Annotated in this window: 12 protein-coding genes and 1 tRNA gene; 1 reads left to right on the top strand and 12 read right to left on the bottom strand. The window is 37.7% G+C overall.

The genetic code is table 11. The features are described from left to right. Positions 1 to 42: 42 nt before the first annotated feature. The 12 genes from ACWIW0_RS01020 to hflD all read right to left on the bottom strand — a co-directional run bounded on the left by ACWIW0_RS01020 (position 43) and on the right by hflD (position 11,709). Positions 43 to 546 (bottom strand): DUF3158 family protein, encoded by a 504-nt coding sequence (locus ACWIW0_RS01020; protein ID WP_454451834.1) that lies wholly within the window; start codon positions 544 to 546, stop codon positions 43 to 45. Then, on the bottom strand, positions 539 to 1,276 hold the full coding sequence (locus tag ACWIW0_RS01015) for a PFL_4669 family integrating conjugative element protein (RefSeq protein ID WP_454451833.1): 738 nt from the start codon (positions 1,274 to 1,276) through the stop codon (positions 539 to 541). Before ACWIW0_RS01015 ends, ACWIW0_RS01020 begins: the two co-directional genes overlap by 8 nt. Positions 1,277 to 1,591: 315 nt before the next feature. Further along, complete coding sequence (locus ACWIW0_RS01010) at positions 1,592 to 2,893, bottom strand: STY4528 family pathogenicity island replication protein (RefSeq protein ID WP_454451832.1); 1,302 nt, start codon at positions 2,891 to 2,893, stop codon at positions 1,592 to 1,594. 84 nt (positions 2,894 to 2,977) lie between these two features. Continuing rightward, entirely contained in the window at positions 2,978 to 3,538 is a 561-nt protein-coding gene (locus tag ACWIW0_RS01005) for a DUF2857 domain-containing protein (RefSeq protein WP_454451831.1), read from the bottom strand. Continuing rightward, positions 3,531 to 5,276, bottom strand: coding sequence for a ParB family protein (locus ACWIW0_RS01000; RefSeq protein WP_454451830.1), 1,746 nt, complete (start codon positions 5,274 to 5,276; stop codon positions 3,531 to 3,533). Before ACWIW0_RS01000 ends, ACWIW0_RS01005 begins: the two co-directional genes overlap by 8 nt. Before the next feature lie 2 nt (positions 5,277 to 5,278). Further along, positions 5,279 to 6,664 (bottom strand): replicative DNA helicase, encoded by a 1,386-nt coding sequence (gene dnaB / locus ACWIW0_RS00995; RefSeq protein WP_454451829.1) that lies wholly within the window; start codon positions 6,662 to 6,664, stop codon positions 5,279 to 5,281. Between the two features lie 10 nt (positions 6,665 to 6,674). Further along, complete coding sequence (locus ACWIW0_RS00990) at positions 6,675 to 7,505, bottom strand: ParA family protein (RefSeq protein WP_218194841.1); 831 nt, start codon at positions 7,503 to 7,505, stop codon at positions 6,675 to 6,677. 79 nt (positions 7,506 to 7,584) lie between these two features. Further along, positions 7,585 to 7,670, bottom strand: a tRNA-Leu gene (locus tag ACWIW0_RS00985). Positions 7,671 to 7,856: 186 nt separating this feature from the next. After that, positions 7,857 to 8,729, bottom strand: coding sequence for a 4-hydroxybenzoate octaprenyltransferase (gene ubiA, locus ACWIW0_RS00980; protein ID WP_454451828.1), 873 nt, complete (start codon positions 8,727 to 8,729; stop codon positions 7,857 to 7,859). Then, positions 8,729 to 9,493 (bottom strand): DeoR/GlpR family transcriptional regulator, encoded by a 765-nt coding sequence (locus ACWIW0_RS00975; protein ID WP_454451827.1) that lies wholly within the window; start codon positions 9,491 to 9,493, stop codon positions 8,729 to 8,731. Before ACWIW0_RS00975 ends, ubiA begins: the two co-directional genes overlap by 1 nt. Before the next feature lie 204 nt (positions 9,494 to 9,697). Then, positions 9,698 to 11,065, bottom strand: a complete 1,368-nt coding sequence (gene purB, locus ACWIW0_RS00970; RefSeq protein ID WP_454451826.1) for an adenylosuccinate lyase — start codon at positions 11,063 to 11,065, stop codon at positions 9,698 to 9,700. A 14-nt stretch (positions 11,066 to 11,079) separates the two neighbouring features. Then, entirely contained in the window at positions 11,080 to 11,709 is a 630-nt protein-coding gene (hflD, locus tag ACWIW0_RS00965; RefSeq protein WP_454450512.1) for a high frequency lysogenization protein HflD, read from the bottom strand. 215 nt (positions 11,710 to 11,924) lie between these two features. Between hflD and lon the strand changes: the two genes are divergently transcribed. Next, a complete protein-coding gene (lon, locus tag ACWIW0_RS00960) occupies positions 11,925 to 14,330 on the top strand; it encodes an endopeptidase La (protein ID WP_454451825.1) in 2,406 nt (801 codons plus the stop codon). Positions 14,331 to 14,352: the final 22 nt, after the last annotated feature.

The raw sequence follows: 14,352 nt of genomic DNA, 5'->3' as shown, positions 1-14,352 counted from the left end.
GTTTGCATACGCAACATTTCTAGGCTTTGCATACACAAAATTTTATTCATTTTCTTCCTGCGCCAACATTTCAATTTGCTGGATTTTGTCACTACACTCTCTAAGCTGGCGAACAATATGAGTGAGAATAGCCATCTGCATATTTAGTGTAATTCTTTCTTTTTCAATTTGAACTAAGGAATCCTTTACTACCTTTGGTTGATTAGGTGATAGAAGTATCTCACGCCAAGCATTTTCTCCTGATTTAGAATTCCGCAGATTTCGCCATCTGAGATAACAAGCCTCTGATCTGCTAGCTGTATCTCTAACAAAGAGTAAAGGTAGAACCCCCATTACATTGTCGGTTTTAATACCATCTACCATTCTATCTTGCAATTCAGATAAAGACTGACGCACCTCTTTGATTTGATCACTGATATATTGATACTGTTCAATGTCATCAATTGGGCTAAATAACAATCTTAATATCCCATTAAGATTATGTTTCTGCGTCAAATCTTTATACATTCCCTCTGGAATCAAACGATAAATTTTGGATTTATTCATTTCCTTCACCACTAATTACTTGTTCATCTGGGCCAGTTTGTTGTGTTCGAATCATTGGTGCAAACATTGCTCGTTTTTCACCAGCGAGAACATCTGCTGGCAATTCTAACTGAAGTCGTTTAACCGTCTCTTGGTAGCGAGAGTTATTTTCTCTCACGTCTTGGCGAGTGATCCCAGAATGACGATAAGAACTGGTCACACCAAAACATTTACGTAATAAACTTGCTCCAGCTTCTAGCCATTCGTGAGATTCTGCACGACTCATTAAGGCGATATGGCAGGCAGTCATAGTAGAGCGAGCTAGCATATCGAATTCGGATAGTAGGTAGATTAGCTTGTAGCCAAGTTGGGAATTGACAAAGATAGGAATAGTGACAGGATTGATATTCGCACAGCGAGAAATATCAATATTTTCAGGTAATTGATCTTGGTAAATATCAATTAATTTCACAATGAGTTCTTTCATATCTTCAGTATGTTTTTGCACCTTTTCTTCAAATTGAATCAGATACCAATCTGCGTAAGGGTCATCACCTGCGGCATCCTTTTGAATTTGAGATAAGATTGCGAGGCAATTTGGCATACTAGGAATTTGAGGCTTAACAACATTATCTGTGAGTTCATCACGAAGAATGGGTCTGCCATTCCATAGTTTCAAAGCATACTGCGAATGTAGTGTAAGTGTAATTTCACTACGTAATGCTCCAAGTTCCTGATTATATTGAGTCATAATTACTCCCTTTCATAATGTTTTTAAGTTATACGAATTGCCACCAGTGGTGGCACTTGGTTCAAAATTTATACAAACTGCCACCAGTGGCGACACTTGGGTCAAAATTTATACAAACTGTCGCCAGTGGCGACACTTGGGTCAAAATTTATACAAACTGTCGCCAGTGGCGACACTTGGGTCAAAATTTATACAAACTGTCGCCAGTGGCGACACTTGGGTCAAAATTCATACAAACTGTCGCCAGTGGCGACACTTGGGTCAAAATTTATACACTGCAGCTTGGGGTGGCACCTGGGTCAAAAATGACACAAATTACGTTCTTACCATCTGTGCCAATTTTTTAATAAAATCCTGAGATACCTGAGTATCCTTATCAGGAATCGTACTGCTTAAAACTCGTTTAGCGGGATGAGATACCTCTCTCATTTTCCCTAAATGCTCAATCTGTGGCGATTTGTTTATCAAGTAGGGTTTAAATAGCCCTGCTTTTGCTTTGTAAATCAAGCTTGTTAAATATCCCACAGGTTTTTTCACACTGCCTTGAGAAATTCGCTGTTCAGCTTCAAACAGTACCGCTTTACGCAATTCATCGCTTAATCCTTCCAACTCTTTCGAAATAGTATTTTTTTCTAAAATACTTAATTGCAAATTCTCTAATGATAAATCTGTACTTGTACTGTACTTAATACTATTAGTACTAGTACTGTACTGGCAATCTACTGAGTTCCAATTTGGAACTTCTTTTAAAATCAATGAGTTAAAATTACTCTTCTTACTGAGTTCCATATTGGAACTCGGTGATTTATCTGTTTTTTGACTGAGTTCCATATTGGAACTTGGTAAATTGTCTATTTTTTGACTGAGTTCCATATTGGAACTTGGTAAATTATCTGCTGTTGGGCAGAGTTCCAAATTGGAACTCAAGATGTCTTTCTGAACATTTTCTATTGCTTCAGCAATATTTGGGGTCAGTTCAGTTATTTGTCTCGGTTTCACAAATCCTTCTTTAAAATGTAAATAACGCTCTGTAATGACTCCTAAATGAGAAACAAAGTGGCTTAATGACTGTTGTGCTTCAATTTCGCCTATGATTGCATCTGCCACTTCTTTAATGAGTGGATCACTATGTTTTTTCGATTTTTCAAGTAGTCGTAAATAATCACCATTAATTTGCAAACAATCCGAAATGCTTAATGGTTCATCATTCATTACATAAACATTACCAAGAATTTGTCCTCTCTCGTTACGTACCGTCTCACATAAAGTAAGCCATCGAGTGAGTCTTAATAGTAAAAGTGTTTGGCTAATTGTTTTACGAGATAAGGTTTTATTTTGAAACGCTCTATCTGATAGCCAATATCCAAGCTCCTCATAAGAGGGAAATGCAGCACCTTGAAATTGTTGTGCATTTAGCTTGATCATTTGCCAAGCAGTCTTCGCTCTAGGCGTCAAATATTTATCCGTCAATAATCTTAATGGAACCGTTTCGTGGCGATTACCAATAAAGAGTAATCCCTGAAACTGTCCATTTTCTTCAGAATTCTGTTCTTTCTTTTCAGATAATTTTTTCCTTGCAAATTCCGCTTGATGATTTATACTTTTCCGCAATTCCATTCTAGTTCTCCAAAGACGAATCGGGTTGGATATGTAAAGGAACATCAAAAGCGAGAATTCGTACTTCTCGCTTTTTTATTGGTATTACTTCACGCTATGTAATCGACGTTCTTTTTCCCATTGTGAAACAAGACGATAAATTTCAGTTAAACTTGTGTCACTTTCTTCCGCTATCAGTATTAATAGATCTAATGATTCGCTTGAGTCCTCTTCAGTCTTATGGCGTTGCCAGAGTTCCCAAATTTTTGCTTCTTCTTCCTCATTTGCATTGGGTTTTCTACCCATATTTTCTTTAATACCTAATAACTTCCGTCTTGCAGACACTTCTGCAGAACTCCAGCCAAAGAATATATGGATCATCTCGGAAGAAATGCCTAGAGTCAGAGCTCGGTCAATTTGGTTCCGTTGTCGAGAAGCCTCACGTACTGTTTCCAATAATGACCAAAATACAGCGTGATCAATTTGAATTTTGGCGAAAGACGCTTTACTTTCACTCATATCAAGAATTTCTTGTGTTGATAAATTCGTAATCTCTGCAAGTTCGGATTCATCAAAACCAAATTGTTGGCAATAATTAACTTCCCCTCTTCTGATACGAATTAGGATCTCTGAGAGAATAGCTTGATTTAACGTTGTATTAAGCATTTTGTCCTCCTTGATGAGATTCTTGTTTTAAATGACGAACTAGGCGAATTAAACGAAATATTCGCACTAACATTAAATCTGAAATAGCTGCTGAATGAGATAAATCACCCAATAATAAATCTGATGATAAGATACATTGGTGATTTTCATTATTTTCCATAGCAATCCTATTCGTTGCTAACATTGAAAGAAGACTATGAATAGCTTTCTGTAGTGGTAAGGGCTCATTAATATCTAAGGGCAGTACATCAAAGCTATAATCAACAGGTTCATAAACAATGTGTTGCACGAGGTGAGCTAAACCACATTCTTCAGCAATATCTAAAGCGATAGAATAAGCATCCATTTTATGCTTACGGCTAGGGTGAATTTTCCAAAGATTAGTAATTGGTTGACGCCCCGTATTGGCAAACTCTAATGCATTTGTAACCGCTTCTTCCATACGTTTTGCTTCAGGCACAATACCAAATCCAGCTAAATGGTTGGTAATTGCATTTTCCATTTCTACCGCAGAAATGTTGCCAATGCCTAATGGTGGTAATTGATCTTCTTGATGAATGTTAGTAATGTTGTTGTGTTCAATATTTTCTTCATCCATTATTTCTATCGAATGCAATTCAGCAGGAACAGAAATGCTAGATGGATTATGCTCTTCGTTGCTAGTTGCTTGTCTAGGCTGCTGAGTTTTCGCGACAGCTTTACTTTCTAACAGTTCGTGGTGCTCTTGGATATGCTGTTCACACTCCGCTGCTTTTTGAGTGATCTCAGCTTGTTTCTCTATCAATTTTTGGAGTTTACGCTCTTCAAGATCAATCTCGAGTTTTAATGCATCATAGGAAACCTGATAATTTAAGGCTTCGACCATTTTGCCAATAAGGCTATCTTGCAAGTCACTAATGGAAAAATTTCCAACATTTTCATCAAAAGGGGATAGTGTATCCATCCAAATTTCATCAAAAGATGAGTGGCTAGAAGATTCTACTTGGTGCTGTTCCCAAGAAATCTTCGCTTTATTATGAATGCTGACTAGCTTATCAATTTGAGGTTTCCCCAATCCACCCAATAGAATATTGGGAATATGAGGGTATAGATATGTTAAGCATTGCTCCATTCGAGCAATAATTTGATGTGAAATTGGATACCCATTTTCCCCTAATTTCTCTGCAAGTTTTCGATGTGAAAAATACTCTTGATATTTTTCTTCATATAGTTTTTTAACTTCTCGAATACCTAACGCTTTCTCAATGAAAGTTAGATCACCTCGGATATCATTTTCAGCCAAATGCCCAATCAAAATATTTAACTTGGAGTTAATATCATCAATATCACCATTCCAAGGCTTGAATACACACTCAATAGACCAAAAACGACTATCTTGTGTTTCTTGGAATAGTTCTTTAAGAGCTTGTAAACGAGTATTACCACCATCAGCAATCGTATAGAAATCATCACCAGGTCGCTGAGTTACATTTGGAGCGTGATCTAATCCTCTTGCTTTAATTGAGGCTTTTATCTCGTCAAATGCAGGGTTTTTAGTTCTGCGAGGATTGCCTGCGTACGGACGTAACTTATCCAATGTCACTACAATCAGTTGTTTCTGTGTCGGCATTGACGGCATTGTTTGGTTATAACTTGGTGAAATATTTTGAATAGCGGGCTTCAATAATTGCTCACGCATATTATTTCTACGTTCTTCAGTGGAACGATGGCTAATTAAAGGATTTTTATTATTTTTCATATCTATTTACTCTTAATTCGTTCATATTCATCTTCTGGAATACTATCAAAGCGAGAATATTCGCCACGAAAGCGGGAAAATATTGTTCCAATTGGACCATTACGTTGTTTACCAATAATGATTTCAGCGATACCAGGGAGATCTGAGTTATCGTGATAAACTTCATCTCTATAGATAAAAAGCAACACGTCAGCATCTTGTTCTAATGAGCCTGATTCTCTTAAATCTGAATTTAATGGGCGTTTATCTGCCCGCTGCTCTAAATTTCGATTTAATTGAGAAAGGGCAATAACAGGGCATCCAATTTCTTTCGCCAAATTTTTCAAGGAACGAGATATTTCGCTGATTTCTAAATGACGGTTTTGGCTGTTTTTAAGTGAGGGTACAGACATTAATTGGAGATAATCGACTATCACAATGGATGGCTGACCATATTTACGCATATTCCGTCTGACACGAGTACGGAGCATTTGAGGAGTGAGATAACTACTGTCATCAATCAATAGTCTATCTTCCCAATTGTCTCGGATGTATTCCATTGACATTGCCACACGAGCCCAATCTTCATCATCCATTAATACGGCTTGACGAATTTTGGTTAGACTTAGGTTGGCTCTCATCGCCAACAATCTTTCCATTATTTGCTCTGCGGGCATTTCAAGACTGTAATACTGGACTGGTTTATTGATAGTTTCTAATGCACTATTAGCAAAGCAGAGCGATAGAGCGGTTTTTCCCATAGAAGGGCGAGCAGCAAGAATAATTAGCTCCCCTGATTGAGCACCTGATGTATTTGAATCAAGCTGAGTAATACCGAAAGGGACACCTGTCACAAGACTCTTATCTTGGCAACATCTCTCCATCTTAGTTACAACAGACTGCATTGCTTTAATAACCGATACGTTTGTTAAATCTGCATCAACATTAAGCGTAATTTCCGTTAATGCTTTCTCTGTTTGTTCAATGAGATCATCTAAACTCTCTTGCGAATAGATTTTGTTTGTCTCTGCTCGTAATGTGTTACCTAATGCATTTAACTGTCTGACTTGGCTATCTCTTTTTACAATATGAGCATAGCTTTCAATACTCGATATACTAGGCGTATTTTTGACAAGTTCAGCGAGATAAGCTAGCCCTCCGACTTGTTCAAGCAATTCTTTATCCTTGTCTTTTAATACTTGCTCCATCGTAATGATATCTACAGGTACATTTCTTTCACATAAAGACTGGATAGCAGAAAAAATGATTTTATGAGCAAAAAGGTAAAAATTGCTTTCATTGACAATAGGCGTAATTTCATCCCACTTTTCGTTCGCTAATAGCAAGCCACCGATAACAGCTTGCTCAGCCGATAAGGAATAATGAGATGATTCAGGCAATGTGGCCATTCTTTTCTCCTTACTCGTTCTCTAATTGAGCGGACCATTGAGGAAATAAAATCGAACAAAGTTTACGAATATTTTCACTCTCAATTTTACTGTGACGATGTACAGGTAAAGCACGACTCGCAGCCTCACGATAGGCAACTCGGTTTGGGATTTCAAAGTTAATTAGTTCAATATGAGAGTTTTCATCGGATAGCTTAGAAAAAATATCATAAAGATTTGTCACAATATCTTTCGCATCACGAGTATGATCGAGGCAATTAATCACTGCTTTTAATGGAGGAAGACTAATACCGTAGTTTGTGAAGATACTGAGTGATTCATAGAGATTAATTGTTCCTCTCACAAATTCTCTCGCTGAGACTAATTCAGGTTTAATTGGTGAGATGACAAGATCACTGGCAAGAACCGTCATATCAACAGTAATCCCCCGAGTACCTCGAGTATCAATGATGATGAGATCATAACCTTGGATTTTTTTAATCAGTTCTCTAAATTTAAGCACGCCACCAGGAAGTCCGTTTAACTCTGTTGTTAAGCGGTCCCTAGGGTCATTCGATTGGATAATATCAAGGTTATCAAACTCGGTTTGCGTAATAATCTGTTCAATCGGCAAATCAGGGCGATTAAATAGTTCATAAACACCGAATGGCGATTGATTGGAAATGTGGTAATAAGACGATAAGGTTGGTTGTATGTCAGTATCGATCATTAGTGTTCTAATACCGTGATCAGCACAAAATGCCCCGATATTTGCCACATTAGTTGATTTTGTTACTCCACCTTTAGTTGAAATCATAGATACAACAAAAGGATTTTTTTGATTGGAAGATAGATTTTGCATAAGTGGTCCTCTACCAGTTAAAAAATTAATTAACTTAATAGAGCCTATGCTCTTGGACATTAGTAATTTTACTCTCAATTGGTGCCTGAGGTCGGACTCGAACCGACACGATTATTCATCGGCGGATTTTGAATCCGCTACGTCTACCAATTTCGTCACTCAGGCGAGTGTCTTTACTAATTTTATGATTACCAATATGACTAAATCACGCAGATGATTTTGAATCCGCTACGTCTACCAATTTCGTCACACTGGCTTTAAGAAGTGATAACGAGTGTAATTATAAAAACCTTACTATCTTTATGCAAGCAAGAAATGTCGAGAATAATTCAGTTGTAGTTATTTTCGACATTATTGAGCAAAAATTCCGATTAAGATTGAGATAAAGATACCTAAACCGACATAGTTATTATTTAAAAAGGCTTTAAAACAAGCACCTCGCTCACGCTGTTTAGTCAATTTGCATTGATAAATAAAAAGTGTTGCTGTAAATGCTAAAGCAATAAAATAAGCGGTCGGATAACTTTGTAATTTTCCAAAGAGAGTTAAGAGAGTTAAGGTAATAAACTGCAATAACGCAATAACTTTATTATCATATTGGGCAAATAAAATTGCCGTAGATTTTACTCCAATACGTAAATCGTCATCACGATCAACCATTGCATATTGGGTGTCATAGGCGACCGTCCAAGCTAAATTGGCGAAAAAGAGTAACCAACATTCAAGAGGTAAACTTTGAGTAACAGCTCCGAAAGCCATCGGAATAGACCAACCGAATGCCATTCCTAGCACGAATTGTGGCAAGTGGGTGTAACGTTTCATAAAAGGATAAACAACCGCCAAGCCAACTGCAATAAAAGATAACCCTATCGTATAAGCATTTAATTGTAAGACCAATAAGAATGCGATAAAGATTAAACTAGCAAATAAAATTTTAGCTTCTTTCGCTGTGGCTCGCCCTGTGGCAAGTGGGCGTAGAGATGTTCGTTTCACACTGCCATCAATATGTCTATCGGCGTAGTCGTTGATTACACACCCTGCTGCACGCATTACAATAACGCCTAGTATAAAGACAATTAAAATAGATAAAGGGGGAACACCTTTAGCGGCGGTAAATAAAGCCCATAACGTAGGCCATAATAGTAATAATGTGCCGATAGGTTTATCTAAACGCATTAGCTGAGCGTATGCAAGCCATTTATCTCGAGTAAAATGATTTTTCATTATTGTTCGTTACAGGTATAAACCGCCACATCACTATGGCTTAAATAATGTTGTAATTCTAATGGTAATGGGCGATCAGTAAATAAATAATTCACCTCTTTGATATCACCTAATCGCACAATTGCATTGCGTGTAAATTTAGAATGATCGGTTACTAATACAATATTACGCGCATTACGCATTAACGCTCGTTTAACCTGCACTTCGTGGTAGTCATAGTCCATCATTGATCCATCTGACTCTACTGCACTAATACCTAAAATACAGTAATCTAGGCGAAATTGATTGATAAAATTGACTGTCGCTTCACCAATAATGCCACCATCAGCACGCAATTCACCACCAGCAATAGTCACTTGGCAATCATCTTTCTGTAATAAGATATGTGCGGCATTTAAGTTATTCGTAACCACCCTTAAATCTTTATGGTTCAGTAACGAATAAGCTACCGCTTCAGGTGTTGTGCCAATATCAATAAACAGCGATGCACCATTTGGGATCATTTCTGCAACTTTCTTACCAATCTGATTTTTTTGTTCTGAGAAAAATTGTTTACGCTCACTATAATCGCTATTTTCTGTATTAGATGGAGATGCCGCTCCACCGTGATGACGGCGGATAAGATTATTTTCCGCTAATTCATTCAGATCTCGGCGAATAGTTTGCGAACTCACATTCAAAATAGCAACTAGCTCTTCTGTGCTGACATAACCAGATTGATTGACTAATTCAATAATTTTTTGATGACGAATAGACTGTTTCATAACGTTACCTGTTTGTCACTGGTAAAACATTGATAAAATCAGACCGCTAATAAACACTAAAACAACATAAAATGTGTAGGGTGGGCTTTAGCCCACCATATAAAATCAATAGATGAAACGGTGGACTAAAGTCCACCCTACAACAAATAGGTTTATCAATAATCTGAGCCTGCCTATTATAAGCGGTCGATTTTCAAAAAAGTTTTACAATTTTTCAACCAACTCCACAGCATAACCAATATAGCTTGCAGGAGTCATTTGTTTTAAGCGATCTTTTTCGTGCTGTGGTAGCTTTAAGCCATCAATAAATTGACGCATTGCTTCGCCATCAACACGTTTACCACGAGTTAATTCTTTTAATTTTTCGTATGGTTTTTCAATACCATAACGACGCATTACGGTTTGAATTGGCTCTGCCAACACTTCCCAGTTTTGATCTAATTCATCACGCAAGTGTTGTTCATTCACTTCTAATTTACTGATACCTTTTAAGGTTGCTGCATAAGCAATTAACGCATAGCCTAAGCCAACCCCTAAGTTACGCAATACGGTTGAATCCGTTAAATCACGTTGCCAACGTGAGATGGGTAATTTCTGTCCTAAATGGCTCATTACCGCATTCGCTAAACCTAAATTTCCTTCTGAGTTTTCAAAATCAATCGGATTTACTTTATGTGGCATTGTAGAAGAGCCGATTTCACCTGCGATTGTACGTTGTTTGAAGTGATTTAAAGCAATATAGCCCCACATATCACGGTCAAAATCAATGATGATCGTATTAAAACGAGCCACACAGTCAAAAAATTCTGCAATATAATCGTGCGGTTCAATTTGAGTAGTATATGGATTCCAAGTAACACCAAGCGACTCAATAAACTCTTGACTGAAAGTATGCCAATCAATTTCAGGATAAGCCGAAAGGTGAGCATTATAGTTACCTACAGCACCATTGATTTTCGCTAAAATTTCTAAGTTTTCGAGCTGTTTATATTGGCGTTGTAAACGATATGCTACATTCGCCATCTCTTTACCGATAGTACTTGGGCTAGCGGGTTGTCCGTGTGTGCGAGAGAGTAATGGAATATCTTTATAACGAGTGGCTAACTCTTTGATTGCATCGATCACTTTCTTCCATTCTGGTAATAGCACTTCTTCTTTCGCTGTTTTAAGCATCAGTGCGTGAGATGTATTATTTATATCTTCTGAAGTACAAGCAAAGTGAATAAATTCACTCACTTTCGCTAATTCAGGCAAGGCTTCGCTTTTCTCTTTTAAGAAATATTCAACCGCTTTTACGTCGTGGTTAGTTGTACGTTCGATAGTTTTGATACGTTCTGCATCTTCAAGAGAGAAATTCGCAACAATTTGGTTTAAGTAATTGTTTGCTTCTTGAGATAAAGCTGAAACTTCTTGAATTTGAGCGTGAGATGCCAGTTTCTGTAACCAGCGAACTTCCACCGTAACGCGGAATTTGAGTAAACCAAATTCACTAAAAATAGGACGTAATGCCGTTGCTTTATCTTGGTAACGACCATCAATCGGGGATAATGCAGTAAGAGCATTGAGTTGCATAAAATGTTCTCCAGTTATAACGATGAATATAAAGATTGAGTTGCATTAAGAATTTTTTTACGAGAGAAGAAAAATTGCCAGCGACTTCCCCCAACTTGTTGCCACAGAATACCTGCACGAATACCTGCTAATAAAGTGGCACGAATACGATTTTGAATATCAGGACGAGAAAGTAAATCGTGACGACCAAATACTTGAATACGAGAGCCTAACGGACTAATCAAATCGCTATAAATGCTCGCCATATTAGCTATCATCTGCTCGTGTAAAATGTCATTGTCATATAATGATAATTGACGCTCAAGTTGGAGCAAACGCTGTGCTAATTCACTTTTAGTTTGAGGATTTTTATCTAGCTTTTGACTTAACGCTAAAATACCTACCCAATAACGCCCGATTTCAGTATCTAACTTCCCTTGTTTTCCACCAAATTGAGCAAATATCGTTTCTAATCCCTGTTTTAAATGTTGAAGATCATTATCAAACACAGCAAGGGTTGAATCTGGTTGTAAAACGAGTAGGCTTTTTAAAGATTGAGCAAGGCTTTCTCTCTCTGCACTACCTTGATGTGCAAAATTTTGGACTAAACTTGCCGCTTGGCAAACACCTGCTAGGGCAATACTAATATCTGAATAATTCGCCATTTTTTGTATGATTTTCTTTGTAGCTTTCTTTATAGCTATGTTGATAGTTATGTTTAAAAATAGTGGTGATATACCACAAATGTTAAGGAATATAGCATTTTTTCAAGGCTTTTTGAATGCTTTTATTTTATTATCAAATCTCTCCTATTTTTCCCTTGTATTTCCAAAATAAGCCCCCATAATGAGCGAATTACATTTTTCGGAGAGTAAAGAAAATGGCAAGAAAAAAGAAACCGATTGAATTACCGTTATTACCATTGCGTGATGTTGTGGTGTTCCCATTTATGGTAATGCCGTTATTTGTAGGGCGAGATAAATCTATCCAAGCCTTACGAGCAGCTATGGAAACCAATAAGCAACTCTTTTTAGTGACACAAAAAGACCCGAATAAAGAAGATCCAACCGTTGAAGATATTTACGATGTAGGGGTAATGGCAAACATTATCCAAATGTTGAATTTACCCGATGGCACAGTCAAAGTGTTGGTTGAAGGGCAAGTAAGGGCAAAAGCCGAACATATTCACGATGATGAAAATGGTTTTTGGGCGGGTGTTACGCCGTTAATGTCTGAATATCAAGAAGATAACGATGAATTAAAAGCGATTGCGAAAACAGCATTAACCGAATTTGAAAATTACGTTAAAAGTAATAAAAAAGTGCCTGCAGAAATTCTGCCAAAACTACAAAAAATCACCTTTGAAGAGCGTTTAGCTGACACAATGGCAGCTAATTTAGTCGCTCAGGTAAAACAAAAACAGGCACTACTTGAAGAAGTAAACTTAATTGCTCGTTTTGAGGCCTTGTTAGTTGCAATGGCAACAGAGATGGATACCCTTGAAATGGAAGGTCGTATTCGTAATCGCGTAAAACAACAAATGGAAAAAAATCAGCGTGATTATTATCTCAATGAACAGATTAAAGCGATCCAAAAAGAGCTTGGTAATGGCGAAGAACAAGAACAGAGCGAATTAGATAAATTAAAAGCCAAAATTGAAGAAGCAAAACTCCCTGCTGAAGTAAAAGAAAAGGTAGATAGCGAATTTAATAAACTCAAAGCAATGCCGCAAAGTTCTTCTGAAGCGACTGTCGTGCGTGGTTATATTGACTGGATTTTACAAATGCCTTGGCACAAGCGGTCGGTTGTGAAAAAAGATTTGCAAAAAGCCCAAGAAGTGTTGGATAAAGACCATTACGGCTTAGAACGTGTGAAAGAACGTATTTTAGAGTATCTTGCGGTACAAAGCCGTTTGAATAAGCTCAAAGGCCCAATCCTTTGTTTAGTTGGTCCACCAGGGGTAGGTAAAACGTCTTTAGGGCAATCTATTGCAAATGCCACAGGACGTAAATATGTGCGTATGGCATTAGGTGGCGTGCGTGATGAAGCTGAAATTCGTGGACACCGCCGCACTTACATTGGCTCAATGCCTGGTCAGTTAATGATGAAAATGGCAAAAGTCGGCGTACGTAACCCGCTGTTTTTATTAGATGAAATTGATAAGATGGCACAGGATATGCGAGGCGATCCCGCATCAGCCTTATTAGAAGTGCTTGATCCTGAACAGAACAAAGCCTTTAACGACCACTATTTAGAAGTTGATTACGATCTCTCAGATGTAATGTTTGTGGCAACCTCTAACTCAATGCATATTCCACCAGCGTTATTAGATCGTATGGAAGTGATCCGTCTTTCAGGTTATACCGAAGACGAAAAAATGCACATCGCTAAAGAGCATCTTATTGCCAAGCAAAAAGAGAATAATGGTATCAAAGAGAATGAGCTAACCATTGAAGATAGTGCAATTCTTGGCATTATCCGCTATTACACTCGTGAAGCTGGCGTGCGTAACCTTGAGAGAGAAATCGCTAAAATTTGCCGTAAAGCAGTAAAAGCTCTTGTGATTAATAAAAAGCTCAAATCGATTACGGTAAATCAAGATAATCTGAAAGATTATTTGGGCGTACAACGTTTTGACTACGGTAAAATGGATAACCAAAACCGTATTGGTGAAGTAACAGGCTTAGCTTGGACAGAAGTGGGTGGCGATTTATTAACTATTGAAACCGCATCAGTAACAGGTAAAGGCAAATTCTCTTACACTGGCTCACTAGGCGATGTAATGAAAGAGTCTATCCAAGCTGCAATGATGGTGGTACGAGCAAGAGCAGAAAAATTGGGTATTGCGGAAGATTTCTATGAAAAACGAGATATTCACGTTCACGTTCCTGAAGGTGCAACCCCTAAAGATGGTCCTAGTGCAGGTATTGCAATGTGTACCGCATTGATTTCTAGCTTAACAGGTAACCCAGTTCGTGCCGATGTTGCGATGACGGGAGAAATTACCTTACGTGGTAAAGTACTACCAATCGGGGGCTTAAAAGAAAAACTATTAGCAGCACATCGTGGTGGCATAAAAACAGTGATTATTCCAAAAGAAAATGAAAAAGATTTGGAAGAAATCCCAGAAAATGCAAAATCCGCCTTAGCAATTCACCCTGTTGAAACTATTGATGAAGTGCTAGCCATTGCACTACAAAATCCACCAACAGGTATTGAGATTGTTCCGCCAAGTACAAAAAGTATTAAAGTGAAGAAAACAAAATCTTCATCTGTGATGCAGTAGTTACTAGAAACACAAAATAGTA

Source organism: Ursidibacter sp. B-7004-1, from assembly GCF_053654055.1.
Note: the sequence above shows the minus strand (reverse complement) of the source record. Positions and strands in the feature narration are given on the sequence as shown.

What these genes read in the sequence shown, in the direction of transcription:
- ACWIW0_RS00975 (WP_454451827.1), bottom strand. Translation starts at nt 9,493, where the DNA reads ATGAAACAGTCTATTCGTCATCAAAAAATTATTGAATTAGTCAATCAA.
- purB (WP_454451826.1), bottom strand. Translation starts at nt 11,065, where the DNA reads ATGCAACTCAATGCTCTTACTGCATTATCCCCGATTGATGGTCGTTAC.
- hflD (WP_454450512.1), bottom strand. Translation starts at nt 11,709, where the DNA reads ATGGCGAATTATTCAGATATTAGTATTGCCCTAGCAGGTGTTTGCCAA.
- ACWIW0_RS01005 (WP_454451831.1), bottom strand. Translation starts at nt 3,538, where the DNA reads ATGCTTAATACAACGTTAAATCAAGCTATTCTCTCAGAGATCCTAATT.
- ACWIW0_RS01000 (WP_454451830.1), bottom strand. Translation starts at nt 5,276, where the DNA reads ATGAAAAATAATAAAAATCCTTTAATTAGCCATCGTTCCACTGAAGAA.
- ACWIW0_RS00990 (WP_218194841.1), bottom strand. Translation starts at nt 7,505, where the DNA reads ATGCAAAATCTATCTTCCAATCAAAAAAATCCTTTTGTTGTATCTATG.
- ubiA (WP_454451828.1), bottom strand. Translation starts at nt 8,729, where the DNA reads ATGAAAAATCATTTTACTCGAGATAAATGGCTTGCATACGCTCAGCTA.
- ACWIW0_RS01010 (WP_454451832.1), bottom strand. Translation starts at nt 2,893, where the DNA reads ATGGAATTGCGGAAAAGTATAAATCATCAAGCGGAATTTGCAAGGAAA.
- ACWIW0_RS01015 (WP_454451833.1), bottom strand. Translation starts at nt 1,276, where the DNA reads ATGACTCAATATAATCAGGAACTTGGAGCATTACGTAGTGAAATTACA.
- ACWIW0_RS01020 (WP_454451834.1), bottom strand. Translation starts at nt 546, where the DNA reads ATGAATAAATCCAAAATTTATCGTTTGATTCCAGAGGGAATGTATAAA.
- dnaB (WP_454451829.1), bottom strand. Translation starts at nt 6,664, where the DNA reads ATGGCCACATTGCCTGAATCATCTCATTATTCCTTATCGGCTGAGCAA.
- lon (WP_454451825.1), top strand. Translation starts at nt 11,925, where the DNA reads ATGGCAAGAAAAAAGAAACCGATTGAATTACCGTTATTACCATTGCGT.